Annotated in this window: 25 protein-coding genes and 1 tRNA gene; 9 read left to right on the plus strand and 17 right to left on the minus strand. The window is 75.4% G+C overall.

Annotated elements, in window-relative coordinates:
* Positions 1-17: 17 nt before the first annotated feature.
* Positions 18-827, plus strand: coding sequence for an exodeoxyribonuclease III (locus H6X67_RS06530; RefSeq protein WP_249367935.1), 810 nt, complete (start codon positions 18-20; stop codon positions 825-827).
* A gap of 51 nt (positions 828-878) precedes the next feature.
* Here the strand turns inward: H6X67_RS06530 and H6X67_RS06535 are convergent, their stop codons facing one another.
* Both H6X67_RS06535 and H6X67_RS06540 read right to left on the minus strand, forming a co-directional pair.
* Complete coding sequence (locus tag H6X67_RS06535; RefSeq protein ID WP_249367933.1) at positions 879-1,739, minus strand: serine hydrolase domain-containing protein; 861 nt, start codon at positions 1,737-1,739, stop codon at positions 879-881.
* Between the two features lie 10 nt (positions 1,740-1,749).
* On the minus strand, positions 1,750-2,541 hold the full coding sequence (locus tag H6X67_RS06540; RefSeq protein ID WP_249367930.1) for a nitroreductase family protein: 792 nt from the start codon (positions 2,539-2,541) through the stop codon (positions 1,750-1,752).
* Positions 2,542-2,707: 166 nt separating this feature from the next.
* Here H6X67_RS06540 and H6X67_RS06545 point away from each other — a divergent pair, with 166 nt between their 5' ends.
* A complete protein-coding gene (locus H6X67_RS06545) occupies positions 2,708-3,394 on the plus strand; it encodes a 3'-5' exonuclease (RefSeq protein ID WP_249375312.1) in 687 nt (228 codons plus the stop codon).
* Positions 3,395-3,548: 154 nt separating this feature from the next.
* Here H6X67_RS06545 and H6X67_RS06550 read toward each other — a convergent pair whose 3' ends face one another.
* The 3 genes from H6X67_RS06550 to H6X67_RS06560 all read right to left on the minus strand — a co-directional run bounded on the left by H6X67_RS06550 (position 3,549) and on the right by H6X67_RS06560 (position 5,885).
* A complete protein-coding gene (locus tag H6X67_RS06550; RefSeq protein WP_249369088.1) occupies positions 3,549-4,688 on the minus strand; it encodes a hypothetical protein in 1,140 nt (379 codons plus the stop codon).
* On the minus strand, positions 4,685-5,332 hold the full coding sequence (dcd, locus tag H6X67_RS06555) for a dCTP deaminase (protein WP_249369087.1): 648 nt from the start codon (positions 5,330-5,332) through the stop codon (positions 4,685-4,687). Before dcd ends, H6X67_RS06550 begins: the two co-directional genes overlap by 4 nt.
* A gap of 85 nt (positions 5,333-5,417) precedes the next feature.
* Positions 5,418-5,885 carry a TM2 domain-containing protein gene (locus tag H6X67_RS06560; RefSeq protein ID WP_249369086.1) on the minus strand — a complete coding sequence of 156 codons (468 nt, stop codon included), beginning with the start codon at positions 5,883-5,885 and terminating at the stop codon, positions 5,418-5,420.
* A gap of 78 nt (positions 5,886-5,963) precedes the next feature.
* Between H6X67_RS06560 and H6X67_RS06565 the strand changes: the two genes are divergently transcribed.
* A tRNA-Gly gene (locus H6X67_RS06565) sits at positions 5,964-6,037 on the plus strand.
* Between the two features lie 74 nt (positions 6,038-6,111).
* Here H6X67_RS06565 and H6X67_RS06570 read toward each other — a convergent pair.
* Entirely contained in the window at positions 6,112-6,801 is a 690-nt protein-coding gene (locus H6X67_RS06570) for a M50 family metallopeptidase (RefSeq protein ID WP_249369085.1), read from the minus strand.
* 169 nt (positions 6,802-6,970) lie between these two features.
* Between H6X67_RS06570 and H6X67_RS06575 the strand changes: the two genes are divergently transcribed.
* Positions 6,971-7,453, plus strand: a complete 483-nt coding sequence (locus H6X67_RS06575) for a (deoxy)nucleoside triphosphate pyrophosphohydrolase (protein WP_249369084.1) — start codon at positions 6,971-6,973, stop codon at positions 7,451-7,453.
* 182 nt (positions 7,454-7,635) lie between these two features.
* Positions 7,636-8,316, plus strand: a complete 681-nt coding sequence (locus tag H6X67_RS06580) for a TetR/AcrR family transcriptional regulator (RefSeq protein ID WP_249369083.1) — start codon at positions 7,636-7,638, stop codon at positions 8,314-8,316.
* 63 nt (positions 8,317-8,379) lie between these two features.
* Here the strand turns inward: H6X67_RS06580 and H6X67_RS06585 are convergent, their stop codons facing one another.
* From H6X67_RS06585 to H6X67_RS06630, 10 genes are all read right to left on the minus strand, one after another.
* Positions 8,380-9,282 carry a tetratricopeptide repeat protein gene (locus H6X67_RS06585; RefSeq protein ID WP_249369082.1) on the minus strand — a complete coding sequence of 301 codons (903 nt, stop codon included), beginning with the start codon at positions 9,280-9,282 and terminating at the stop codon, positions 8,380-8,382.
* A complete protein-coding gene (locus H6X67_RS06590) occupies positions 9,279-10,346 on the minus strand; it encodes a vWA domain-containing protein (protein WP_249369081.1) in 1,068 nt (355 codons plus the stop codon). The genes H6X67_RS06585 and H6X67_RS06590 overlap by 4 nt, the downstream gene beginning before the upstream one ends.
* Positions 10,343-11,428 carry a VWA domain-containing protein gene (locus H6X67_RS06595; protein WP_249435480.1) on the minus strand — a complete coding sequence of 362 codons (1,086 nt, stop codon included), beginning with the start codon at positions 11,426-11,428 and terminating at the stop codon, positions 10,343-10,345. Before H6X67_RS06595 ends, H6X67_RS06590 begins: the two co-directional genes overlap by 4 nt.
* Positions 11,428-11,925, minus strand: a complete 498-nt coding sequence (locus H6X67_RS06600) for an alpha-amylase (protein WP_249369089.1) — start codon at positions 11,923-11,925, stop codon at positions 11,428-11,430. The genes H6X67_RS06595 and H6X67_RS06600 overlap by 1 nt, the downstream gene beginning before the upstream one ends.
* Before the next feature lie 89 nt (positions 11,926-12,014).
* Positions 12,015-13,004, minus strand: a complete 990-nt coding sequence (locus tag H6X67_RS06605) for a DUF58 domain-containing protein (protein ID WP_306468491.1) — start codon at positions 13,002-13,004, stop codon at positions 12,015-12,017.
* A 3-nt stretch (positions 13,005-13,007) separates the two neighbouring features.
* Positions 13,008-14,216, minus strand: a complete 1,209-nt coding sequence (locus tag H6X67_RS06610; protein ID WP_249369079.1) for an AAA family ATPase — start codon at positions 14,214-14,216, stop codon at positions 13,008-13,010.
* 101 nt (positions 14,217-14,317) lie between these two features.
* On the minus strand, positions 14,318-15,274 hold the full coding sequence (locus H6X67_RS06615) for an LmeA family phospholipid-binding protein (protein ID WP_249369078.1): 957 nt from the start codon (positions 15,272-15,274) through the stop codon (positions 14,318-14,320).
* Positions 15,271-16,128, minus strand: coding sequence for an FHA domain-containing protein (locus H6X67_RS06620; RefSeq protein WP_249369077.1), 858 nt, complete (start codon positions 16,126-16,128; stop codon positions 15,271-15,273). The genes H6X67_RS06615 and H6X67_RS06620 overlap by 4 nt, the downstream gene beginning before the upstream one ends.
* Positions 16,129-16,162: 34 nt before the next feature.
* Complete coding sequence (locus H6X67_RS06625) at positions 16,163-17,074, minus strand: hypothetical protein (RefSeq protein WP_249435481.1); 912 nt, start codon at positions 17,072-17,074, stop codon at positions 16,163-16,165.
* Positions 17,071-17,961: a PP2C family protein-serine/threonine phosphatase gene (locus H6X67_RS06630; RefSeq protein WP_249369953.1), complete on the minus strand. Its 891-nt coding sequence runs from the start codon at positions 17,959-17,961 to the stop codon at positions 17,071-17,073. The genes H6X67_RS06625 and H6X67_RS06630 overlap by 4 nt, the downstream gene beginning before the upstream one ends.
* A 217-nt stretch (positions 17,962-18,178) precedes the next feature.
* Here H6X67_RS06630 and H6X67_RS06635 point away from each other — a divergent pair, with 217 nt between their 5' ends.
* From H6X67_RS06635 to H6X67_RS06650, 4 genes are all read left to right on the plus strand, one after another.
* The gene (locus tag H6X67_RS06635; protein ID WP_249435484.1) at positions 18,179-19,381 is read left to right on the plus strand and encodes a variant leucine-rich repeat-containing protein; all 1,203 of its coding nucleotides are present in this window, start codon (positions 18,179-18,181) and stop codon (positions 19,379-19,381) included.
* 9 nt (positions 19,382-19,390) lie between these two features.
* Positions 19,391-20,731: an MFS transporter gene (locus H6X67_RS06640; protein ID WP_249369424.1), complete on the plus strand. Its 1,341-nt coding sequence runs from the start codon at positions 19,391-19,393 to the stop codon at positions 20,729-20,731.
* Positions 20,732-20,764: 33 nt separating this feature from the next.
* Positions 20,765-22,177 (plus strand): glycosyltransferase 87 family protein, encoded by a 1,413-nt coding sequence (locus tag H6X67_RS06645; protein ID WP_249369422.1) that lies wholly within the window; start codon positions 20,765-20,767, stop codon positions 22,175-22,177.
* 277 nt (positions 22,178-22,454) lie between these two features.
* Positions 22,455-23,639, plus strand: a complete 1,185-nt coding sequence (locus H6X67_RS06650) for an App1 family protein phosphatidate phosphatase (protein ID WP_249369420.1) — start codon at positions 22,455-22,457, stop codon at positions 23,637-23,639.
* On the opposite strand, the gene H6X67_RS06655 is transcribed toward H6X67_RS06650, so the two are convergent.
* Positions 23,629-24,315: a VIT1/CCC1 transporter family protein gene (locus H6X67_RS06655; RefSeq protein ID WP_249369418.1), complete on the minus strand. Its 687-nt coding sequence runs from the start codon at positions 24,313-24,315 to the stop codon at positions 23,629-23,631. The genes H6X67_RS06650 and H6X67_RS06655 overlap by 11 nt on opposite strands.
* Between the last annotated feature and the right edge of the window lie 116 nt (positions 24,316-24,431).

Raw genomic sequence — 24,431 nt, forward strand, 5'->3', positions numbered from 1 at the left:
CCCGCTAGCCTCGGCCCATGCGCCTGGCCACCTGGAACGTCAACTCCGTCCGCACCCGTGTCGACCGCGTCACCACCTTCCTTGAGCGCGAGGACGTCGACGTCCTCGCCATGCAGGAGACCAAGTGCCGGCCCGACCAGTTCCCCTACGCGCCCTTCGAGGCCGCCGGCTACCAGGTGGCCGTCCACGGCCTCAACCAGTGGAACGGCGTCGCCATCGCCTCACGCGTCGGGCTGGACGACGTCCGGACCCACTTCCCCGGGCAGCCCGCCTGGGCCTCCCAGGAGGGCGAGGAGCCCGTCGTCGAGGCCCGGGCGCTCGGGGCGAGCGTGGGCGCCGTGGCCGGGACGGAGCCCGTGCGCCTGTGGAGCCTCTACGTGCCCAACGGCCGCGAGCTCACCCACCCCCACTACACCTACAAGCTCGACTGGATGCGCGCCCTCACCCGGGACGTCACCGGCTGGCTCAGCGAGGACCCCGGCCAGAGCCTCGCCCTCGTCGGCGACTGGAACGTCGCCCCGCTGGATGAGGACGTGTGGGACATGGCGGTCTTCGAGGGCGCCACCCACGTCTCGGAGCCCGAGCGCGCCGCCTTCCGGGCACTCGCCGAGGCCGGCATGGTCGAGGCCACCCGCGAGCGGGTCACCAATTACACCTACTGGGACTACCAGAGGCTGCGCTTCCCCCGCAACGAGGGCATGCGCATCGACTTCGTCTACGGCTCACCGGCCTTCGAGGCCCGCGTGCGCTCGGCGGCCATCGACCGCGACGAGCGCAAGGGCAAGGGCGCCTCCGACCACGTGCCCGTCATCGTCGAGGTCGCCTGAGGCGGGTGCCCGCCGGGCCCAGCCGGCCCTCACGCAGGCACGGGCCCCGGCTCACAGCGCCAGCACCTGGTCGCTCAGATCGGGCCACACCTGGGCGTGCAGGCGCGAGAAGGGCCTGGCCCCCAGGAACACCGCCTCGCGCCCCGCCACCGGGTCCACCCACAGGAAGGAGCCCGCCTGGCCGAAGTGCCCGAAGGTCTGCGGGCTGTTGGCCGAGCCCGTCCAGTGCGGCGACTTGCGCCCGCGGACCTCGACCCCCAGACCGAAGTCGCAGGGCGACTGCCTGCCGTAACCCGGCAGCACGCCGTCGAGGCCCGGGCGCGCCACCGTGCGCGCGCGCCGCGCCAGCTCCTCACCCACGAGGGTCGGCGCCGCCAGCTCGCGGGCGAACAGCGACAGGTCCTCCGCGCTGCCCTGGCCCGAGTGGGCGGGCGAGCCCGGGATGAGGACGCTCGCCATCCCCAGGGGCTCGAGCACCGTCTGCTCCACCCACTCCTCCAGCCCCGCGCCTGTGGCCTCCACCAGCCGCTCGGCCAGGATCTCGATGCCCCGGTTGGAGTAGACCCGGCGCCTTCCCGGCGGCGCGAGCACGGCGTCGGAGTCGAAGGCGACGCCCGAGGAGTGCGAGAGCAGGTCCGCCACCGTCGCCCCCGGCAGCAGGACCGTCCCGTCGCGCTCAGGGGTCGCGGGGGCCTCGAGGTCGAGCATCCCGCGCTCGGCCGCCACCAGCGCGCTCCAGGCGACCAGCGGCTTCGTCACCGAGGCGAGGGGGAAGACCTCGTCCACCGCCCCGGCTCGGGCGATGACCCGACCGCCCTGCGTGACGACGAGCGCCGTCGGGAAGCTGAAGCGGGACAGAGCGGGCAGGGTGGACAGGACAGACGGGGCGGGTGGGGCCGCGTCGTCGGACATCACGAGCCTCTCAGGACAGGCACAGGCGCTGCTCGTGCAGCACCTCGGCCAGCGGCATCGTGGAGGAGCCGCCCGCGCCCAGGGCCCGGGCGATCTGCTCGGAGAAGGAGTCCACGCGCGTGTTGGCCGCCCGCAGGTCGTAGTAGTCGCGCACGGTGGCGTCGTAGGCGGCCAGCGCCTCCAGGTGCTCGGCCGGGTCCGGGTAGCGGTCGACGGCGCTCATGACCTCGCGCGGCAGGCGCGGCTTGTACTGCGGCTCCTGGGCGGCGTGGCCGACGAGCAGGCCCAGCAGGGGGAAGGTCCGCTCCGGCAGGCCCAGGGCGGTGATGACGCTGCGCACGTCGGTGAGGATGGAGCCGAGGTAGGTGGTGCCCAGCCCCAGGGACTCCGCCGCGACGACGACGTTCTGCGCGGCGATGACCGCGTCCTCGACGCCCTGGAGGAAGAGGGTCGTGCGCTCCAGCGGCTCGAGGTCCGCGCCCGCGCGCTCGCGCAGGACGGCGTTGCGGTACAGGTCGACGACGAAGACGAGGAGCTCGCCGTTGGAGCCGCCGACGTAGGGCTGGCCGGAGGAGGCGTGCAGGGCCGCGCGCACGGCGGGGTCGAGGACGCGGATGACGGTGACCTGCTGCTGGAAGGAGGAGGTGGCGCCGTGGCGGGCGACCTCGAGCAGGGTCTCGACGACGTCCTCGCCGACGCTCTCGGGCGTGTAGGCGCGGATCGTGCGGTGCGCGAGCTGGGCGCGGACGGTCTCGTTGAGGACGGGGGCCGTCGGCGGGGTCGTGAGGGTCTGGTGGGTCATGGGGGAAGGGTATGCCCGGGTGTCACGACTGAGGCCATTGCCTCGGCAGCACCCGCTCTCGCGCGAACAGACCGTTGGCATCACGCGGTTGCGGCGCCCCGCCTCACGGTGCGGGAGGCGCAATGGCCTGGATCGTGACAGCAGTGGCTTGTCTACCATCACCACGGTGACCTTCTACCGCCGCACCCCGCCCCACGGCCGCCCCACCGGCTACGCCGTCATCGACCTGGAGACCACGGGCCTGTCCCCCGCCAGGGACGCGGTCCTGGAGATCGGGCTCGTCCTGGCGGACCCCGACGGCCGTCTCGAGCGCGGGTGGTCCACACTCGTGCACCCCGCTCCCGGCCGGGCCGTCGAGGTGGGCCCGACACGCATCCACGGGCTCGTCGCCGCGGACCTCGACGGCGCCCCGTCGCTCGCGCAGGTCTCGGACCTGCTCGTGAGCGAGCTCGCCGGCAGGGCGGTCGTGGCGCACAACGCGCGCTTCGACATCGGCTTCCTCACCGCAGCGCTGTCGCGCACCGGGCACCTGGTGGGACGGGCGCGCGTGCCCCGCGTGTGCACGATGGAGTGGGCCCGGCACTTCGTGCCCGTGCACTCGCGCCGGCTCACCTCCTGCTGCGAGGCCGCGGGCGTCGTCATCGGCCGCCACCACAGCGCGCTCGACGACGCCGAGGCGGCCGCGGGGCTGCTGGCCCACTACCTGCGCGTCGGCGCCGGGCGGGGCGAGACGGTGCCGTGGTCGCGCACGCTCGAGGAGGCGGCGGCCTTCGACGGGTGGTCCTGGGACCCGCAGGCGGCCCTGGCCCAGCGCTCCCGCCTCGTGCCCCGCGCCAGGGCACCCCGGGGCTGAGCCCGCGCTCCTCCCCCTCGACCTCCTCGGTTTGCGCTCGAGCACCACCCCAAGTCCCAGGGATCTCGCGCGCAAACCGAGGAGGTGGGCGGGATGCAGGGGCGGGCGGCGGGCGGGCCGGAGACGACGGAGGGAGGGCGGGCTGCCCGCCGGGTCACAGGGCGACGAGGAACCCGTCCTCATCGACGACGACGCCGCCGGTCACCCGGGCCACGGCAGCCGCCAGGCGCTCGATGAGCGCGGCCGCTGCCGTGCGCCCGCGCCTGCCCTCATCCGAGATCCGCAACGGGTCACGGTCCGACGGGTCCTGCGGCACCCACACGAGCGAGTAGACCGCGCCGCCGGTCCCCGCCCACGGCGTCCCCGACACCGCCAGCGGCAGCAGCTCCGCACCCCCCACGCGCAGCTCCACCACCCCCATGCCGCTCTGCGCGGGGTCCACCGGGCAGGTGAGGGCGTAGCCGTCGAGCACGGGCTCCAGGACACCGCCCTCGGCCACCGCCTGCTCGGCCTCGACCAGCATCTGCGCGTGACGCTCCTCAGCGGCCCTCCACGCCCGGTCAAGGGCCTCCGCCCCCAGGCGCTCGGTGAGGAGCTCGAGGTCCTGCGGGTCCATCGCCGCCAGCCCGGTGACCGTGTCCGGAACCGGCACCGCCAGCTGGGGGCGCGTGCCCGGGGCGAGGGGGGCCACCAGTGCCTCGGCAGCGTCCGGGGCCAGCCACACGGGGGCGTACACGTCCATGTTGACGGCCGCCGTCGGGTCCGGCTGCACGAGCACCGAGCGGCGTGCGAGCCCGCGCCCGTCCGCCTCGGCGTCGCCCTGCAGCAGCAGCGCCCCGGCCAGGCGCCGCGCGATGGAGCGCAGCCGCGTGAGCGCCAGCAGCTCGCTGCCCTCCGGCTGGGCCAGGGGGAAGGCGTCCGCCACGGGGTCGAGGCCCGCGAGCGCCTGCGGCAGCGGCCCGCCCCTCACCGCGGGCGTCTCCAGGACCATGATCGACGCCGCCCAGCCGGGCAGGCCCAGCAGCCGGCGCAGCTCGTCGTCGAGCAGCCAGGGCCCCTGCAGCTCCGCCCCCGCCATGAGCTGCAGGCGCGAGACACCCACCCATCCGGCGTGCTCGTCCAGGGACAGGGCCAGGGCCTCGACCTCCTCGACGGCGACGTCGTCGGCCAGGACGAGGGCGTGGCACACGTCCAGCCGCCCCACGGGCAGCGTCCCGACGGCGGAGAAGGTCGTGGTGTCGGTCGGCAGGGAGACCGAGAGGTCCCCCGACAGCCCGGCCAGAGGCTCGCTCATGCCCACGGGCCGGCGTCGGGACCGGCGTCCGGGAAGGAGGTGACGCCCTCGGCCAGGGGGCCCGGGTCCTCGATGCGGATGCGGTGGAAGGACAGGTGCGAGCGCGAGGCGGTGGGGCCGCGCTGGCCCTGGTAGCGCGAGCCCGTGGCGCCGCGCCCGTAGGGGGCCTCGGCGGGGCTGGAGAGGCGGAAGAAGCACAGCTGGCCGACCTTCATCCCCGGCCACAGCTTGATCGGCATGGTGGCCGTGTTGCTCAGCTCGAGGGTGACGTGGCCGGTGAAGCCCGGGTCGATGAAGCCGGCGGTCGAGTGGGTGAGCAGGCCCAGGCGCCCGAGCGAGGACTTGCCCTCGAGGCGGGCGGCGACGTCGTCGGGCAGGGTGACGCGCTCGTAGGTGGCCCCCAGGACGAACTCGCCGGGGTGGAGGATGAAGGGCTCGTCGGGGCCGACATCGACCAGGTGCGTGAGCTCGCACTGCTCGACGGCCGGGTCGATGACCGGGTAGCGGTGGTTGTCGAAGAGGCGGAACCAGCGGTCGAGGCGCACGTCGATGGACGCCGGCTGGATCATCTGCGGGTCGTAGGGGTCCAGGGCCACGCGCCCGGACTCGAGCTCGGCGCGGATGTCACGGTCTGAGAGCAGCACGGGGGAGATTGTGCCAGGCGGGTCTGTGGGCTGCCCAGGTGCGTTCCGACGGCGGCGCCGGGGCGGGGTGCCGCCGTCGGCCTCCTCAGGGCTGGAGCGGGTAGCCGTTCGCGTCGACGCCCCACGGGTACTGGCCCGGCTGCGAGGAGAGGATGAGGATGCCCTCGATGACCGCCCAGATCCACGTGACCCAGGACAGGGTGCCGAAGGACAGGACGGACAGGAGCAGCTGGGCGACGCCGCGGCCGGTGCGCCCGAGGTAGAAGTTGTGGATGCCGAGGCCGCCCAGGAGGATGGCGAGCAGGCCGGCCGCCATCCTCGACCTCAGGGCGACGCCGGGCTGGGCGTAGACCCCCTGGTACGGGGCATCCGGCGCCTGGTACTGCTGGTAGGCCTGGCCCTGGTAGGGCGGGCGGGCCTGGCCCTGGTACCCCTGCCCGGCGTAGGGCTGGCCGGTGTGGGCCCAGCCGTCCGGAGCACCTCCGGGGTAGGGCTCGGCACCGGGGACCGGGCTGTACGGGTCCTGGCCGGAGGGGGTGGGGCTGCTCGTCATGGGTCCTCCCGGGTGGCGATTTCCCGCCCCTGGTTCGAGTGCTGTATGCTGCACCAGCACCTCACCAGTGGTGAGCGCGCGGGTGTAGTTCAATGGTAGAACTTCAGCTTCCCAAGCTGACAGCGCGGGTTCGATTCCCGTCACCCGCTCCAAGGGTCGGCCCCCGGGGCCGGCCTTCGTCGTCCCCGGCACCCCTGGGGGGGCGGCGGTCCTTGGATCCCGCCGCTCAGAAGAGCGTGCCCGCGCCGGCGCGCCACACGGCCCAGGTCGCGCCGGCGTCGGCGAGAGCCCAGGTGGCGAGCCAGAACCAGGCGGGCAGGTGCGTGAGGGCGGCGAGCGTGCCGGGGTCCTGCGTGCGATCACGCGACCGGGCGACGGCGGCGAGGCCGTCCCAGGCCATGAGCAGCAGCACGAGCCCCACGCCGGCGACGAGCCCGGCCCGCAGCGGCACACCCGCCGCGTCGCCGAACCAGAAGGTCAGGGCGCTGAGCACGGCCGCGAGCAGCACGAGGCCGCCGGTGCGCCAGGACCGGGCCATGACGAGCAGCAGGAGCAGCACCACGGTGCCGGCTGCGGTGACGGCCCCGGCCCAGCCGTGCAGGGCGGCGCTGACGAGCCCCGCCCCGAGGACGGCTGGCGCGGGGTAGCCCGCCCAGGTGGTCAGGACCCTGCCGAGGCCGCGCTCGGGACCGCTGGTGACGGCGGCGCCGGACAGGTCCTTGCCGATGGTGAAGCCGTGGAAGCGTCGGCCGACGAGGAGCCCGACGGCGGCGTGGCCGGCCTCGTGCACGAGGGTGCCCAGGGCGCGGGCCCAGCGCCGGGCGGGTGGGAGGAGGACGACGGCGGCCACGAGCACGAGCGCGGGCCACAGGGCGCCGACGGGCGACTGGGCCAGGAGGGCGTCAGTCGTGCTCACGGTGGGCAGTGTGCCAGCCGCGGCTGTCACAACTCAGGCCATTGCCCCTCAGCGGCCTGTGAGACGGAGCGGGCACCCGCGCGGTTCCAAGGCTCCGTCCACCGCGGGCGGGGTGGGGGCGGGGCAATGGCCTGGATCGTGACACGGATCCACCCGCTAAGGTCCCTCCATGCCCTTGCCCTACCCGCGTCTCGTGGTCGCCGCCGCCGTCCTCGACTCCCTCGAGCACCCGACGGCGATGCTGTGCACTGCACGCTCCTACCCGGCGGAGCACGCCGGGCAGCACGAGCTGCCGGGCGGGAAGGTCGACCCTGGTGAGACGCCCGAGGAGGCCCTGGTGCGCGAGCTCGACGAGGAGCTCTCCCTCGCCGTCCGCCCGGGTACGGAGCTGGTGCCCCCGGAGCACCTGGCGGTCGGCGCGCCGGCGCCGGACCCGCTCTTCCCCCGCGACGACGCCCCGGCCTGGCCGGCGATGCACGGCTACCGCATGCGCGTGTGGCTCGCCGAGCCGGCGGACCCGCGGCGCGGACCCCGGCGGGGCAGCGCGCACGAGTCCGTGCGCTGGGTGGCCCTCGATGAGGTGGAGGCGCTGGACTGGCTGCCGGCGGACCTGCCGATCCTCGCGCGCCTGCGGGCCCAGCTCCCGCGCTGAGGCCCGCCCCCGACCTCCTCGGTTTGCGCTCGAGCTCCCTGGGGTTTTGGCGTACGTTCGAGCGCAAACCGAGGAGGTCGAGGGAAAGGTGGGGGCACGCTGTGAGGCCCGCCGCAGCGGCTCCGGGGCCTGGGTGCTGACGGACTTCTCATTGACGTCACCTTCCAGGTAAGGTCAGCCTTATGCCAAAGATTATGGGGAGCTCGCTTGCCGAGCACCGAGAACGCACCCGAAACGCCCTCTTCGACGCGCTCTCGGAGCTCATGGCCCAACGGTCCTTCGACAAGATCACCCTGTCCGACGTCGCCGCCCACGCCGGGGTCGGCCGCACCGCGGTGTACAACCACTTCGCGGACAAGGAGGACCTGCTCCTGGCCTTCATGGAGCACGAGACCGCCCGCTACGCCGAGCAGCTCTCCCGCGCCCTCACCGGAGTCGAGGACCCCATCGACCGCCTGCGCATCTACGTGCGCCAGCAGGCCATCGTCAAGCGCAGCTACCACTTCCCGACGACGGGCCCCCTGTCCTCCGCCGTGTCCCGCGGCACCGCCGGGCGCCTGCGCGCCCACGCCGGCCTCATGGCGCAGATGCTCGCGCAGATCCTCACCGACGCCATGGACTCCGGCGTCATCCCGCGCCAGGACCCGGCCCAGGTCATCCCGCTCGTGCACGCCTGCGTCATGGGCGGGCGCCCGACGCCGACGAACCCGGAGCAGCGCGCTGCCTACCTCGCGGCGCTCGACTCCTTCGTGCTGCGCGCCGTGGGCGCCCCCGTGCCGCGCCACGAGGTCCCCGTGCTCGTGCGCTCCTCGGCGACCGAGCCGGAGACGCCCGCGAAGCCTCCGGTCGCCGCCGCCGGCTGAGCCATCCGGCACCGGCGTCATCCGGCAGCCGGCCGGGCGTCCCCGTGGCAGCCGGCGCCACCGCTACCAGCGGCGCCGGCTGTCCGGTCCGGGGCCCGCGGACTGGGTCGGGTTGGCCTCGCCGTTGCGCTCCTCGAGCTCGCGCTGCTGCTCGCTCACCGGGGGCGAGGGGCTCGGCGTCGCCTCCTCGCTCGGCTCCGCACCCGGCTCCCCGCTCGGCTCCGCACTGGGGGCACCGCCCGACGGGCTCGGGGAGGGCTCGCCGCTCGGCTGCGGCGAGGGCGCCTCACTGGGACTCTCACTGGGGTCCTCACTGGGCTCCCCGCTGGGCTCCAACGGCGGGTCCACCTCGCACTCGCCCGCGGCATCCGTCATGGCCGCGCGCTCCTCCTCGGCAACGGCAGCGTCCCCCGCCGCCAGCGCCTCGGCCCAGCGGGCGGTGCGCAGGGCGTAGAGGTTGGTGCGCACGAGGCACTCGGGGGCCCGCGGGTCGCGCACGCGCACGCTCGTGCCGTCCGCGTGGGCGACCTCGACCCAGTCGGCGGGCGGCGCCTCCTCCAGGGCCTGCTCGAGCGCGGTCTGCGCCGGGTCCAGGTCCCCGGCGAGCAGGTGGGCGGTGCCGAGGTTGTAGTGGACGCGCCACTGCTCGAGCCACGGGTCCGCGCCGGCCACGGCCCCGTAGCGGCTGACGGCCGTGGCGTAGTCGCCCGAGCCGACGGCGCTGTGGCCGAGCATCGTCATGACGCTGAGCCAGCCCATCCAGGTCGCGGCCGCGAGGGCGAGGACGGCGGGCACGGCCCCGTAGCCCAGGAGCCGACGGCGACGGCGCAGGCGGCGCCCACGGGCGCCCGGGTCCTCCCCCGCCTCCTGTGGGGCGACGACCTGCGCGTAGGCGGTCTGCTCGTCCTCGCTCACGCCACCGGGGGCGAAGCGGGTGTCCTCCCCGGGCAGGGCGGGTGTGCTCATCGGGCCCCCTCCGTCGGTCGGGTGAGGCGGCGCAGGCCGCGCTCGGTGGCGGCCAGGTGCACGAGCTCCCAGGTGAGCAGGACGCTGGCGATCAGGCCGAGGGGCCAGGTGAGGTAGCGCTGGACGCCGTGCCGCTCGCGCCCGTCCGTCAGGGCGGTGGTGACGGCGACGTCGATGTCGGTGAACTCGCTCGTGGAGCCGTCGTCGGTGCCGTCGCGCTGGAGGTAGGGGACGCCCAGACCCTCGGCGACGGCGGCGAGGGCGGCCGTGTCCGGCACGGAGACGCCGGGCTGCCCGGTGGCGGGGTCCTCGATGTAGCCGCCGTCGGTGCCCGAGCCGTCGAAGGCGCGCATGGGGCCGCCGGCCTCGGTGCCGTAGCCGAGGACGGCGCCGGCGTCGACGAGGGCGCCGAGCTCGCGCCAGCTCGCCTGGGCGGCCTCGACCACGTCGACCCCGGCGCCCTCGTCGGTGGCCTCGCCGTCGCTGAGGACGTAGAGGGCGCGGGCGTCCTCGGGGTCGCGCTCGGCGGCTGCGGCCAGGGTGGAGGCGAGCAGCGGCAGGGCCCGCTCGAGGGAGGAGCCGGTGGAGCGGTCGGTGACCTCCTGCTGGAGGGAGTCGATCCAGGAGCGGACGGCCTGGACGTCGCTGGTGAGCGGCAGCTCGCGGGCGGCGGCGGAGTCCAGGGCGATGATGCTGAAGCGGGCCCCGGGGTGGGCGTCGACGACGGCGCGCAGGTCCTCCTTGACGCCGTCGAGCCGGGTCCCGCCACCTGCGCCGGGGCCGCCGGCCCAGTCCTCGGCGGCCATGGAGCCGGTGCGGTCCACCAGGAGGTAGACCTCGAGGCTGGACACGGCCTGGCTCTCACGGGCGGGCAGGCCGGGGCCGGCCAGGAGGGTGAGGGTGACGACGGCGAGCAGCACGCGCCGCACCCACCCCGCCCTGGTGCCGGGGTCGGTCTCGGGGCCCAGTGCCGGGCGGGCGGCGAGGGCGAGCAGGGCGGCCATGAGCAGGGCGGCGCCGACGACGGTCCACCAGCCTCCGGGCAGGACGGGAACGAGTCTCATGCGCGCCTCCAGGCGGCCAGGGCGAGCAGGGCCAGGACGCAGCCCAGCAGCCAGGCGGCGGGCAGGGCTGGCTCGTCGCTCACGAGGGTGACGACGTCGCCCTCGACCTCCTCGACCTGGTCCTGCTCGAGCTCGCGCACGATGCCGGCGGCGGCACCGGCGTCGTCGGACTCGTAGAAGAGGCCGCCGTGCCCGGTGGTGACGGACTCGAGCTCGGCGCGGGCCTGCTCGAGGTCGGCCTGGGTGAGGGAGGGGTCGAGGAGGTCGGGGTCGGCGCCGTAGATGGAGATGAGGCGCACGCCCCGCTCGGGGGCGAGGTCCGCGGCCTCGGCGAGGCTGTAGATCTGCAGGTGGTAGGGGTCCTGCACCTGGTTGTCGCTGGCGAGGATGACGGTGCGGGAGCGGTCCTCGACCTGACGGTCGAAGGCGAGGGCGCAGGAGGCCAGGCCGTCGCCGATGAGGGAGGAGGCCTCGACGTCGCCGAAGGTGCCGATGAAGGCCTCGTAGTAGTCATAGAGGGCGTTGCTGCCGTAGACGGGGACGAAGTCGAGGACCTCGGCGACCTCGCGCAGCTCGCGCCGCAGGAGGTCGTAGTCGTCGGTGAGGGGCACCATCGTCTGGGCGGTGGTGTTCCAGGCGACGAGGGCGACGCGCTCGCCGTCGAAGGAGTCGAGGAGCTCGGAGAAGGTCTGAAGGATATGGGCGTCGGTGGTGAGCATGGACGTGGAGGTGTCCAGGCACAGGACGATGTCGCGCGTGGACAGGGTGTCGGAGCGCTCGGTGACGGCGACGGGGCGGCCGGCGAGCGTGGCGGAGGCGGCGAGGGCTCCGACGGCGATGAGGGCGAGGGCGGCGAGCAGCAGGCGGCGGTGGGTGACGCGGCGGCGCACGTGAGGGCTGGTGAGCAGGGCGGCGGCGTTGCCCAGCCGCACGGGGGCCCGGCGGGCGGGGGTGCTGCGGCGGGGACGCAGGCGGTCCAGGGCGGCGCGCAGGTGTCCGTTGCGGCCCGGCAGGCGGCCGGTGGCGGCCAGGACGACGAGCACGGCGGCCAGGACCGCGAGGGCCGCGGTGAGCCAGGGCATCACCACCGGGTCACCACCTGCCTGGCGAGGTCGACGGCCTCCTCGGCGGCCGCAGCGGGGTCGCGGTCGAAGGAGGGCTGCTCCCACACGTAGAGAAGCTCGCCGACGTAGCCGAGGGGGTTGGTGTCCAGGGGGCGGCGGCCGCAGCCGACCAGGCGCAGGCGCTCCTCGACGCTGCGGGGCCCGGCGGTGTCGGCCATGTCGAGGATCTCGCGGACGGTGGCGCTGCGCAGGTCCTCGCCGCTGCGCTCGGAGGCGAAGCCGCGCAGGGCGGCGGCGAGCTCGAGGTGGAGGGCGCGCAGGTCGGTGGTGCCCTCGCGGTGGCGGGCGGCCGCTTCCTCCACGGCGTCGAGCCAGCCGCGGCGGTCCTCGGGGGCCATGGGGACGTCGCCGACGGCGCGTGAGCGGTCCGGGCGGGTGCCGATGAGGGTGCCGATGAGCCAGGAGGCGACGACGAGGAGCGTGATGACGGCGAGGACGAGCATCCACACGGGCATGAGGACGGGTCGGGCGATCGTGACGGAGGCGGCCAGGGCGGGCGCGGCGGGCAGTGCCGCGGCCAGGGCGGGCAGGATGGGCACCGCGCTCACCTCCTCCGGCGCGAGGAGGCCAGGCGCTGGCGGGCGAGCAGGTCCGCGAGCTCGTCGACCATGCGCTCGAGCGAGGTGACGGTGACGTGCTCGATGCGGCGCGAGTCGAGCAGGGTGGCCACGCGCGCCCGCCGGGCGCCGTCCTCGGCGCCCAGCTGGGCGGTGAGCCGGGTGTCCTGGCGCAGGAAGGCCGGGACCTCGGCGGCGAGCTCGACGTCACGGCGCCGGCCGGGGCCGAGCGGGGCGGCGTCGGCGACCTGCACGACGACGAGCTCGTGCTGGGCCGACAGGCGCCTGAGCCACAGGGCCGCCTCGGGGTCGCTCTGGGCGTCCGGGTGCGCGGTGTCGGTGATGAGCACGACGAGGCTGCGGCGGCGGTGCCAGGTGGAGACGCGCTCGAGGACGGCCGAGACCCGGGAGGCGGGCGCCCCGGGGGCGAGCACAGTCTCCTCCGCCCCGGGTGCCAGCACGGCCCCGGGGGCGCTCCCCCCGGCCGGACTGGTGGTGAGGGCGCCGAGCTGGCGGTCCAGGAGCGCCAGGAGCATCTCGGCGTGCTCGGAGCCGGAGCGGGCCGGGCGGTCCACCATGCGGGCGGCGTCGGCGGCGACGAGGGCGAGCGTGTCCCCGCGCTGGCGGGCGAGGTAGGCCAGGGTGTCGGCGACCGCCTGGGCGATCTCGCGCTTGTCCGTGCCGTCGGGCGCCTGCGCGGCCATGGTGCGGCCGGTGTCGACGGCGAGGACGAGCGGCAGGCTCGACTCGCGCTGGAAGCGCTTGATGACCGGCTGGCCGGTCCTGGCGGAGGCCTTCCAGTCGATGTCGCCCACGTCGTCGCCCGGCCGGTAGAGGGACAGGTCGTCGAGGTCCTGCCCGCGCCCGATGAGCACGGACTTGTGGCGCCCGTCGAGCAGACCGGTGGCGCGCCGCAACGTGGGCAGCTCGAGGCGCCCGCGCACGCGCGCCAGCCGTGAGACCGGGGAGGAGACCATGGGTCAGGGGGTGGGCACGGCGGCGAAGACCGCGTCGATGATGGCCTCGGGGGCGACGGCGTCGGCGAGGGCGTCGTAGGTGAGCACGAGGCGGTGGCGCAGGACGCTGTGACGCAGCAGGCCGACGTCGTCCGGGGTGACGTAGGTGCGTCCGGCCTGCAGGGCGATGGCCTGGGCGACCTTCATGAGGGCGATGCCGCCGCGGGGGGAGGCGCCCACGCGCACGTGGCGCTCGATGCCGGGCACGGGGCGGGGGCCGCCGCCGCGCGTGGTGTTGACCAGGGCGACGATGTACTGCTTGATGACCGGGTCCACGTAGACGCGCTCGGCGGCGCCCTGGAGCCACTCGACGTCCTCGGTGGTGATGGGGGGCGTGGTGACGGGCTTGTCGAAGGAGCCGCGGCTCACGCGGTCGAGGACGTCGGCCTCCTCGTGCGGCCTGGGGTAGGACAGGACCTCCTTCATGAGGAAGCGGTCCATCTGGGCCTCGGGCAGGACGTAGGTGCCCTCCTCCTCGATGGGGTTCTGGGTGGCGAGCACCATGAAGGGGTGCGGCAGCGGGTAGATGACGCCGCCGATGGAGGTCTGGCGCTCCTGCATGGCCTCGAGCATCGCGGACTGGGTCTTGGCCGAGGAGCGGTTGATCTCGTCGAGCAGGACGATGTTGGCGTGCACGGGCCCCAGCTGGGTGGTCATCTCACCGGTGGCGTAGTTGAGGACCTGGGTGCCGACGATGTCGTTGGGCATGAGGTCCGGCGTGCACTGGATGCGGCGGAAGGAGCCGGAGACGGCGGAGGCGAGGGTCTGGGCGGCGGTGGTCTTGGCCAGGCCGGGCACGGACTCGAGCAGGACGTGGCCGCCGGCGATGAGGGTGGACAGCAGGCTCACGCGCAGCTGGTCCTGCCCGACGACGCGCTGGGAGAAGACCTTGGTGACGCGCTTGACGAGCTCTCCGGCCCGGGCGACGTCCTCCTCGGGGCTGGTGGGGCGGGCGTCGATCCGGGCGGTGCGCTGGGCCTCGCGCCGCAGCTCGCTGGAGGTGGGCAGTGTGCCGGTGGTCGGGTAGGAGGGGCCCGACGGCGCGGAGGGGGCCTGTCCGTAGCCCGCCTGGTGTCCGGGGACGGGCGGGGCCGGGTGGGCGCCGGCCGGGCCGGTGGCGAGCCCGTGCCGCTCGGGCGCTATGTGGTCGGCGCGGGCGGGCTCAGTGCTCATGTCTCTCCTCGGTGTGGACGCCACGCGAAGGCTATACGGTCGCTCGCGCCCCACCCAGGCGGGGCGACGGGGAGCCCGCCCCATGCGGGGCGGCGCAGCCGTCAGCGGGACAGGGTGGCGAGCTCGAGGTCCTGGCCGCTCATGGACACGCGCAGCCCCTCCTCGGTGACGACGACGGCGCTGAAGGACAGCCCGTGAGGCAGCAGGTCGCGGTCGAGGACGACCTCGGGGACCGGGGTGCCCAGCAGCGTCGTGGCGAGGGAGTCCTCACCGGCCAGGTCGAGGCCCACGCCGGCGACGGTGGCCCGGGTGACGGTCATGAGCAGGCCGCCGTCCTGGGTGAGGGAGGGCACGACGAGGAGGACGGCGTCGGCCCCCAGGACCTCGCAGGTGACGGTGAAGGCCCCCGGCGCGGTGACGGTGCCGTGCTCCTCGGGGGCGGCGGCGACCTGGTCGAGGGTGGGAGAGGCGTTGGCGATGAGGGTGCCCAGGTCCTCCCAGGTGATCGTGCCGGTGGCGTCGAGGGACCGGGCGGGGTGGGGGCTGCGCAGGCCGACGCCGGTGAGGGTGGCGGTGACGTCGCGCAGGTCGAGGGCGGTGTCCTCGCCCTGCTGCTCGAGGTGGAGGCAGGAGGAGGTGAGGGTGAGGGTGTCGAGGGAGCCGGTGAGGAGCTGGGTCAGCAGGAGGCCCTGCGTGCGCGCCTCGGCGTCGGCGCACAGGCCGGGCACGGCCGCCCGCACGACGGCGCCGACCCGGCCGCGCACCAGGTGCTCGGCGCCGGCGGCCGCTGCGGCCAGGAGCAGGAGGATGAGGGCGATGAGGACGACGAGGGCGCGGCGCCCAGGGCGCCGCGGGCGGCCGGGCCTGGGCGGCCGGCACGACCGGCTCGGCCGGCCAGCGGGCTCCTCCTCGTCGGGGAGGGCCCCGGCGGGCCCGGGGCCCTCGGGGGCCCGCTCGTCCCCGGCCGGACCGGCAGCCGGCTCGTCCCAGGCCGTCCCGGAGGCCGCGGGAGCCGCAGGGACCGGCTCGGCCTCGGGGAGGTCCCCGGGCTCACTCACGCGCGCGCCTCGCGGCCCCCGGTGACACGGGTGGTGCTCTCCCCCGCCGCCCGGGCGCCGTCGGCCCCCTGCACGGCCTCCTGCTCGGCCCGGCGGGCCGCCATGTTGGCCGCGTGCTCCTCGTCCAGCATGGGCAGGTCCTCGGCGGTGACCATGAGGGTGGCCACCGCGTGCTCCACGAGGGCGGTGCGACGGTTGGAGGCCGCTCCCTCGGCTCGCCCGCCGCGCAGCCCCCGCACGCCGACGCGGTCGAGCTTCTCGCAGACGTTGTCGAGCTTGCGGTTGAACTTCGTCAGCGGCCAGCCCAGGCGGGCGGCGGCGTGGGCGGAGGAGGGGATCTCCGCCGCCCCGGTCCCGGCGCGCCGCAGGACGGGCTCGCTCAGGGCCAGGACGAGCAGGAGCTGGGACCTCGTCATGGGGGTGACGCCGATGGTCGTCTGGCCGGAGGAGCCGCCCGCGCCCCCGATGCCGGTGAAGCGGTCCTCACCGGCGGTGACGAGGTCGATCTCGTAGGTGGTGGGCCCGGCGGAGAAGGTGAGGATGACGTGGGGGAAGACGAGCGGCATGCGGGCGCCCGGGGCGAGGCGGGACTGGACGAGCCCGTCGCCGTCGGTGAGGGTGGCGGACAGGCGCGAGCCCTCGTTGGCGATCCACCACAGGCCGTTGTCGTGGCTCAGGACGAGGAAGCGCCGGTGCAGGTAGGGGTTGTCGTCGATGTCGAGGTCGCCTCCGCGGCCGATGACGAAGACCTCCCCGGTGGCGACGCGGTGGACCTCGCCGGAGAAGTCGAGGACCAGCTCGTCCGGGCGCTGAGGGTCGACCTGGGGCAGGTCGGACCAGGTGAGGTCGCTCATGGGGTCCTCCTTGGGGCCGAGGTGGGTGGTCGGGTCAGCCGGGCGGGTCGAGGCGGACCGTCACGCCGTCGCCGATGTCCAGCAAGTCTCCCACGAGGAGCGGGCAGGGCACGGTGCTCCCCAGCAGCACCGGGGCGATGCCGGGGCGCAGCAGGACGGTGCCGTTGTGGGAGCCGAGGTCGCGCGCGAGGACGGACCAGCCGGCGGTCGAGACCAGCAGGTGCGAGCGCGAGACGACCTCCGTCGGGCTGGCCACCGGCACGAGGAGCGAGCCGCCGGGGGCCAGGGGCTGAGGGGCCCGCCCGATGACGACCTCGCCGCGCACGGGCACCCGCTGCCCGGTGGACAGGGACAGGACCATGAGGACCGGGGTGGGGACCTGGCGCCGCTCACCGGTCAGGGGCGCGGGGCAGGACAGGCAGCGGGGCGCGTCGGGCGGGCTCACGTGCCCGGCGGCGCACAGGCTGCCCCACACGAGCGGGACGCCGGGAGGCTGGGGGGCCTCGAGCCCGGGGGCGGGCGGTTCCTGCGCGGTGGCCGACGGCTCGGCGGTGGTGCCCTCCACCGGCCCGCCTGAGGAGCGGTGCCGACGACGGCCCGAGCCCGGCTCGGGCTCGGGGTAGTCGGGCGAGGGGGCGGCCGGCCCCCAGACGCCGGTCCCGGCGGCACAGGCCCGGGCCTCGTCCTCCTCGGACCAGGTCATGGTCGCCGGGGCCTCCTCCAGGACGGGGAGGTCGGCGGCGGCGTCGGCGGTGGTGGCCGAGGGCCTGGCGGGCGCCTGCGCCGCGGGGCCCTCCGGTGCGCGGTTCAGCAGGGCCCGGACCTGCTCGACGACGTCGGCGGGCGCGTGCGGGTGCAGGCGCGCGCTGCCGAGGGGCCCGCTGACCTCGATGGGTGCGAGCGACCGGGTCTCGTCGCCCTGACCGGGCGCCGTCGTCGCGCTCACGCCGACCGCAGCTCCTCGTCACCGGGACAGGCTGGGCCGGCCCCGGGCGCCGGGGACCCGGGCACGTCGATGACGAGGGCCGTGACGTTGTCGTGACCACCGTGCTCGAGGGCGGCGGCGACGGCGGCCTCCGCCGTGCGCTGGGGGGACAGGCCCGCGCCGAGGAGCACGGCGAGCTCGTCGTCGTCCAGCTCGTCGCTCAGGCCGTCGGAGCACACGAGCAGGCGGTCGGCGACGGCGGCGGGCAGGAGGCGCAGGGCGGGCACGCCGTCGTCGTCGATCCCGCCGCCCAGGGCGCGGGTGACGATGTTGCGGCGCGGGTCGCGGCGGGCGGCCGCCGGGGTGAGTCGGCCGGCGTCGACGAGCTCCTGCACCTGGGAGTGGTCGTGGCTGACCTGGGTGAGGGCGCCGTCGCGCAGGAGGTAGACGCGGGCGTCGCCGATGTTGAGCACCACCCAGGTGGGCACGTCGCCGTCGGTCCCGGGCACGTGGGCCAGGACGACGCCGGCGACGGTCGCCCCGGGCCGGTGGGTGGCCTGGGAGGGGATGGCGGTGACCGCGACGGCGGCCTCGCGCACGGCCTCGACGACCTGCTCGGCGCCGGTGACGCGGGTGCCGCCCAGGGGGCGCAGGGCGCTCAGGGCGGCGCGTGCGGCGGCCCGCCCGGCGCTGTGGCCCCCCATGCCGTCCACGACGACGAAGGCGGGGGCGAGGGCGAGGTAGCCGTCCTCGTTGACGCGCCGCAACCGGCCGACGTCGGTGGCGGCGCCGGCGAGGGGCACGAGGTCGCCGGGGCGCGGTGCGCTGCCGGCCACGGGTCCATCCGGGCGGTCCGCGCCGTCGGGGGCCGAGGGATGTCCGACGCGTCCGTCGGCCGTGTCCGCCATGCGCGCTCCTGAGGTCGGCTCCTTGACGGCGCCCCGGGCCGGGGGCCGCGCGCCCGACAATACCGGCCGGGGCCCCGCCCGGAGCCCCGCCAGCCCCCTCAGGTAGGCTCATGGGGACCGGTACCCACCGGCCCCGGCGCACCCGTCCCCGGCCCGAGCCCTCCGCGCTGCCGCCCGAGGACCGCGCGCCGCCTCACCGGACCCGAAGGACACCGCTATGTCGCAGGCTCAGGCCGAGCTCGTCGCCCGCGCGACGGACCCCCACGCCGAGCTCACCACGCTGCACACGCTGGCCCAGAACTACCCGGGTCTGCGTCCCTACATCGCTGAGAACCCGCGCACCTACCCGGCGCTGCTGGAGTGGCTGGGCTCCCTGGGCGACCCGGCCGTGGACGCGGCCCTGGCCCGCCGTGCCGCGGGCGCTGTGGGCACTGCGGGTCCGGTGGGTCCTGTGAGCGCTGCGGAGGCCGGCGGCGAGGCCACCACCCAGATGCTGCCCACCGGCGCGGGGGCCGCGGTCTCCCCCACGCAGGCGACCGTCGCCCTGCCCGTCCAGCAGCCCTCCGCGCCGCAGCAGACCCAGGCCTACCCGCCCCACCAGCCCTACGCCGCCTACCAGGGCGCCCAGGCGCCCGGCCAGTACCGGCCCGGCGGCCCCGGCCCGCAGGGGACCGCGGCCGCGGCCATGGGCACTACTGGCGCCGCCGTCGCGACGGGTCCCCTGGGCGCGCCTGCCTGGGCCCAGCGCCCCGCCCAGGGCGAGCAGGGAGTCTTCGGCGTCGGGCAGGCCGAGGAGGAGCCCGCCGGGCACGGCGGGACCGTCTGGCTGTGGGTGCTGGGCGCCGTCGCCCTCGTCCTCGTCGTCGCCCTCACCGTCTGGTTCCTCATGGGCGGCGCCGACCGCCCCGCCGCGCCCTCCCCCGAGGCCGTGCCCACGCAGGCCGCCGAGGCCCCCACCGAGACGGAGCAGCCCGGGCAGCCCGAGCAGGCCGCCCCCTCGCCCTCCCCCACACCCTCGGCGACGCCGTCGCCCACTCCTACGCCGACCGCCCTGGCCCACCCGGCCCCCGCCGGCGCCATCACCCTCAGCTCCTTCGCCTCGCCGTCGGGCAACATCAGCTGCGCGGTCGGCGCCGACGCCGTCACCTGCACCATCGCGGAGCACGAGTTCGTCGACAACACGTGCGGGGAGGACAACTCCCTGCCCTTCACCATCGTCCTCGAGGCCAACGGCTCCGCCACCGGCAGCTGCGACCTGCCCGCCGTCGGCGGGGCCGGCGCCACCCTCAGCTACGGCTCCGCCGCCCAGAACGGGCAGATGGCCTGCACCTCCTCCGAGGAGGGCGTCGAGTGCTGGAGCCAGGTCACCGGCGAGGGCTTCACCGTCAACCGCTCCGGCGCCTACTCCACCACCCGCTGACCACCGCCGATGTCCCTTCCCACTGCCAGCGCCTACGGGCGGATCCTGTCGCGGCCGGGCGCGCTGCTGTTCTCCAGCGCCGGGCTCATGGCCCGCTTCCCCATGTCGATGGTAGGGATCTCGACGATCCTGTCGGTCCAGTCCCTCTACGGCGACTACACGGCCGCCGGGACCGTCTCGGCGGCGTACATGGTCGCCACCGCCATCGGGGCGCCCCTGCTCGCCCGCCTCATCGACGTGCACGGCCAGCGGAGGGTCATGCTGCCCTCAATGCTGGTCTCCGCCGCCTGCCTGCTGGGCCTCATCGTGGCCGCGCAGGCACTCGCACCCCTGTGGCTCCTGGTGCTGCTCGCCGCCGGCGCCGGGGGCTTCGGCGGCTCCATGGGCTCGCTCGTGCGCTCGCGCTGGACCACGGTCCTGAGCACGCCCGAGGACATCCACACCGCCTTCTCCCTGGAGGCCGCGCTCGACGAGATCGCCTTCATGGTCGGTCCGGTGCTGGCCACCGCCGTCTCGACGACCTCCGCCCTGCCGGTGACGAGCGGCTGGATCATCTCCCTGCTCCTGCAGGTGGTCGGCGGGCTGCTCTTCCTGTCCCAGCGCTCGACCGAGCCGGTCCCGCACCCGCGCGCCCGCCGTCCGAGGCGCCGCTCCGGCGACGACGCCACCCGCCGCCAGGAGGTGGACGCGCTGCTCGCGGCCCGCCCCACCCCGGTGCTGCGCCAGGGCGCCGTCGTGTCCATCATCGTCATCTTCCTGTTCAGCGGGGCGATGTTCGGGGCGAACGACGTCGCGGCGGTCGCCTTCGCCACGGAGCTGGGCCAGCGGGGCTCCACCGGCATCGCGCTGGCCGCCTGGGCGACGGGCTCCTGCGTGGCCGCGCTCCTGTACGGCTCGCGCTCCTGGGGCTGGCCCCTGTGGAAGCAGCTGGTCCTGGGCGTCGTGTGGCTCGCGCTGGGCGCCTCGACCTTCGTGCTGGCCCCGGGCCTGGAGGTCCTCGCCGTCCTGTACGTGCTCGTCGGCTTCGGCACGGCGCCGACGATGGCGGCCGGCAACAACATCGTGCAGGCCACCGTCGCCCGCTCCCAGCTCACCGAGGGCCTGGCCTGGGTGAGCACCTCGATGAACATCGGGGTGTCGCTGGGCTCGATGGTCGGCGGTGTCGTCCTGGACGCCGCGGGCTCGCACGGCGGCTACCTCTTCACCGCGAGCATGTCCTGGGTGGCGGTCGTGGCGATGGTCGTCGGCCTACCGGCCCTGCGCCGGGCGCGCTCGGCCACCCACCTGCCCGGGCCCGCCGGCCCTGGCAGTCCCAGCGACGGGGAGGCGCCCGACGGGGAGAGGGCCTGACTCCCCCGGCCACTTCTGAGATCCTCTGACACCGTGAGCCCAACCCCCACCGCCCCCGAGCCCGGACCGGCCGCACGACCCGGACCCGCAGCCCGCCCCGGGACCCTGGTGCCGTGGGTCCTGACGGTTCTCGCGTCCCTGGCCGGGTGGGTCGCCGTCGCCGTCGTCACCCGGCCGTGGGTCGTGTCCGACGACGGCGGTCGCGTCTTCCACCTCGACGCCTGGATCTACCGCGCCGCCGTGGCGCAGTGGCGCGCGGGCGGGAGCCTGTACGACTGGTGGGCCAACCCTGCCGAGCAGCTGTGGCCCTTCACCTACCCGCCCTTCGCCGCCTGGGTCCTCACGCCCCTGGCCCGGGTGGACGACGACCTCTCGCAAGCGCTGCTCACCGTGGCCACACCCGTGGCCGTGGCCGTCACGCTCTGGGCGTGCCTGCGCTGCCTGCTGCCGGGGGGCCGCGTGCTCAGCGCCGTCGGCCGCGGCCCGGTGCTGCGGCGCCCGGTGCTGCTCGCGGTCGCGGTGCCGTGGCTGACGGCGGCCTCGGTGGTGCTCGTCGAGCCGGTGCACAAGACGATGGAGTACGGACAGGTCAACGCCGTGCTCATGGCGCTGGTGGCCGTCGACCTGCTCGTGGTGCCCCGGGGCTCGCGCTGGCGCGGCGTGCTCAATGGCCTGGCGGCGGCCTTCAAGCTCACTCCGGCGATCGCCGTGCTCGTGCTGCTCGCGCGGCGCGAGTGGCGCTCGACCGCGACGATGGTGGCCAGCGCGCTGGCGGTGACGGCCGGCGCGGCGGTGGTCTCGCCGGCGGAGTCGTGGCGGTTCCTCACCCAGGCGATGTGGGACCCCACGCGGGCGGGCCAGGCCGACTACGCCGGCAACCAGAACCTGCGGGCCCTCCTCACGCGGGCCTGGCCCTCGTGGTCAGGGGAGCACGGCTTGTCGCTGGTGTGGGCCGGGACGGTGGTGGCCGCCGTCATCGGCGCGTGGCTGCTCCTGCGCCGGCTCGAGCGGGTCGGGGAGGTGGGCCCGGGCTGTGCGGGCCGGGGCCGGGGCCGGGGCCGGGAGGACGGTCCGTCCGGTCGTGGCACGGACGCCGACGCGGGAGAGGGGACGGTGCTGCTGCTCCAGGTGAGCGTCACGATGGTGCTGGGCCTGCTCGTGTCCCCCATCTCGTGGTCGCACCACTGGGTGTGGGCGGTGCCCGCGCTGGTCGGCCTCGTCGCGGCCGCGCTCCGGTGGGGCCGCGGCAGCCTGCTCGTGGTCGCCGGGGCCGGGGGCCTCGTGCTCCTCCTGGCGGCGCACTGGTGGTTCACCGAGGGCCACCACCTCGAGCGGGACTGGTCGTGGTGGCAGCAGCTGCTCGGCTCCTCCTACACGTGGTGGGCGCTGGCAGCGGGCGTCGCCGTCGGGCTCGCCCTGCGCCCCGGCGGTGGTGCCCGGCCATAGCTGCCGTCCATCGCTCCCGGCCGCAGCCGCCGGCCTCACGCGCCCGCCAGGAGTGCGCCCCTGCCTCCCAGGACAACCCGGCGCGCGCAGGACAACGTATGCGCTCAAAGACAACCTGGCGCTCCCAGGACAACCTGCTGAGCGCCACCAGGTTGTCCTGGCACACGCACGTTGTCCTGGCGCAGGAAGGTTGTCCTTGCACGAGCACGTTGTCCAGGCGCAGGCGGGCCCGCTCAGGCCCGGGCGGGCACCGGCGGGCACCCCATAGGATCGAGGCGTGCCTCTCTCCGACATCGCCCGCGCCGCCGAGATCCAGCTGTCCCGCAGCCTCATCCCCTCCCTCAAGGCGATGGGCTGGCGCCCGCGCGTCATCGGCTATGACGGCTACGGCTCCAGCGCCCCCTCCACCACCGGCGCGCACCACGCCGGAGCCCCCATGGCCCGTGTGCTCGCCCGTATGCTCATGCGCCCGGCCAACGCCCCCGCCGAGGGACCGCTCTTCCGCTCCATCCCCCGCGAGCTGCCGACGACGCCCGAGCAGGTGCGCGAGCTCGCCGTCGACACCCTCATGGACGCCCAGCGGGGCTGGCGCCAGCTCATCGACGTGCCGGTTCCCTACCTGCCGGTGACGATCCGCGTGGGCGGGGTGAGCGTGCGCACCCGCGCGGACCAGGGCGGTTACATCGACGTCGTCGTGCGCGACCACGGCCTGGCCCCCGGCTGGCACGACGTCGAGATCGACGCCGCCGGCGCCGGCACCGTCACCACGCGCGTGCGGATCATCGGGCCCGGTGAGCGCCTCGGGATCGTGTGCGACATCGACGACACCGCCATGGTGACCGAGGTGCCCCGCGCGCTCATCGCCGCCTGGAACTTCCTGTTCAAGAACGCCTCCAACCGCGAGGCGGTGCCGGGGATGGCGCAGCTGCTGGCCCGTGTCGAGGCCGCCCACCCAAACACGCCGGTCATCTTCCTGTCCACCGGCCCGTGGAACGCCGTGCCGACCCTGCGCTCCTTCTTCGCCCACAACGGCTACCCCCAGGCGCCCAAGCTCATGACGGACTGGGGCCCGAGCGCCACCGGCTGGTTCCGCTCGGGCATCGAGCACAAGCGCACCGAGCTGCGCCGTCTCATGATCGACCTGCCCGACGTCACCTGGCTGCTCATCGGCGACGACGGCCAGCACGACCCGCTCATCTACTCAGAGGTGGTTCGTGAGCACTCCAACCGCGTCGCGGCGGTCGCCATCCGGCGCCTGTCCCAGAAGGAGCAGGTGCTCGCCGGGGCGCAGATCGCGCACCCCATGGGCCTGGGCTACGAGGCGCGCACCCTCGCCGAGGCGGACGTGCCCGTGGTGACCGGGCGCGACGGCTTCGAGCTCGCGCGCCTGCTGCCGCCCTGGATCGTCGGCGGCCAGGCGGGGGGCTGGACAGCGGACCAGGCGGAGGGCGTCACAGGCTGACGCCGATGAGGTGGCCGATCGCCCAGGTGACGGCCATGGCCAGCGCGCCGCCCACCATGTTGCGCACCACCGCCGGCCTCACGGGGGACCTGCCCAGGCGGGCGGAGACGGCGCCGGTGAGCGCGAGGGCGAGCAGCACGGCGCCCGCCGTGGCGGCAACCTTCCAGGGGCCGGGGGCGGCCAGGACGAGGGCGAGCGGCAGCAGTGAGCCCAGCACGAAGCTGACGGCGGAGGAGAAGGCGGCCTGCCAGGCGCTCGTGAGGGCCCCGGGGTCGCGCCCCTCGCGCTCGGACTGGGCCCGCTCGGCGTCGGTCTGGGTGGAGACGGAGACGTACTCCCCGGCGCTCATGGAGAAGGCCCCGGCCAGGACGCCGGCCACGCCCGCGACGAGGATCGCCCGGTTGTCCCCGGGCGCGGCGGCGGCGACGCCGATGACGAGGCCCGCAACGGAGACGATGCCGTCGTTGGCCCCCAGGACCCCGGCGCGCAGCCAGTTGAGGCGGGCGGCGAGGTCCTCACCCTCCTCGGGCTCGGCGGACGCCCGCGAGCCCCGCTCCCGGCCGCTGCCGGCGCGCAGGTCGAGCGGGCCCGTCCAGGGCGCACGGGCGTCGAGGTGCGTCACCGTCACCTCGTCGGAGGCGGTGGGGGTCGCGGGGATCGTCTCGGGAGTCAGCACCAGACAATGGTAAGAACGATTAATCCGCGCGTATAGCAAAGAAAGTCTTACCTCAGGAAGTGGCGCCTTTCCTCGCCGCGCCCCCGCAGGCGCTCCCGGTAGGCTGGGGCCAGAGA

Origin of the sequence: Actinomyces sp. AC-20-1, from assembly GCF_023369555.1 — a bacterium.
Taxonomy (GTDB): domain Bacteria; phylum Actinomycetota; class Actinomycetes; order Actinomycetales; family Actinomycetaceae; genus Actinomyces.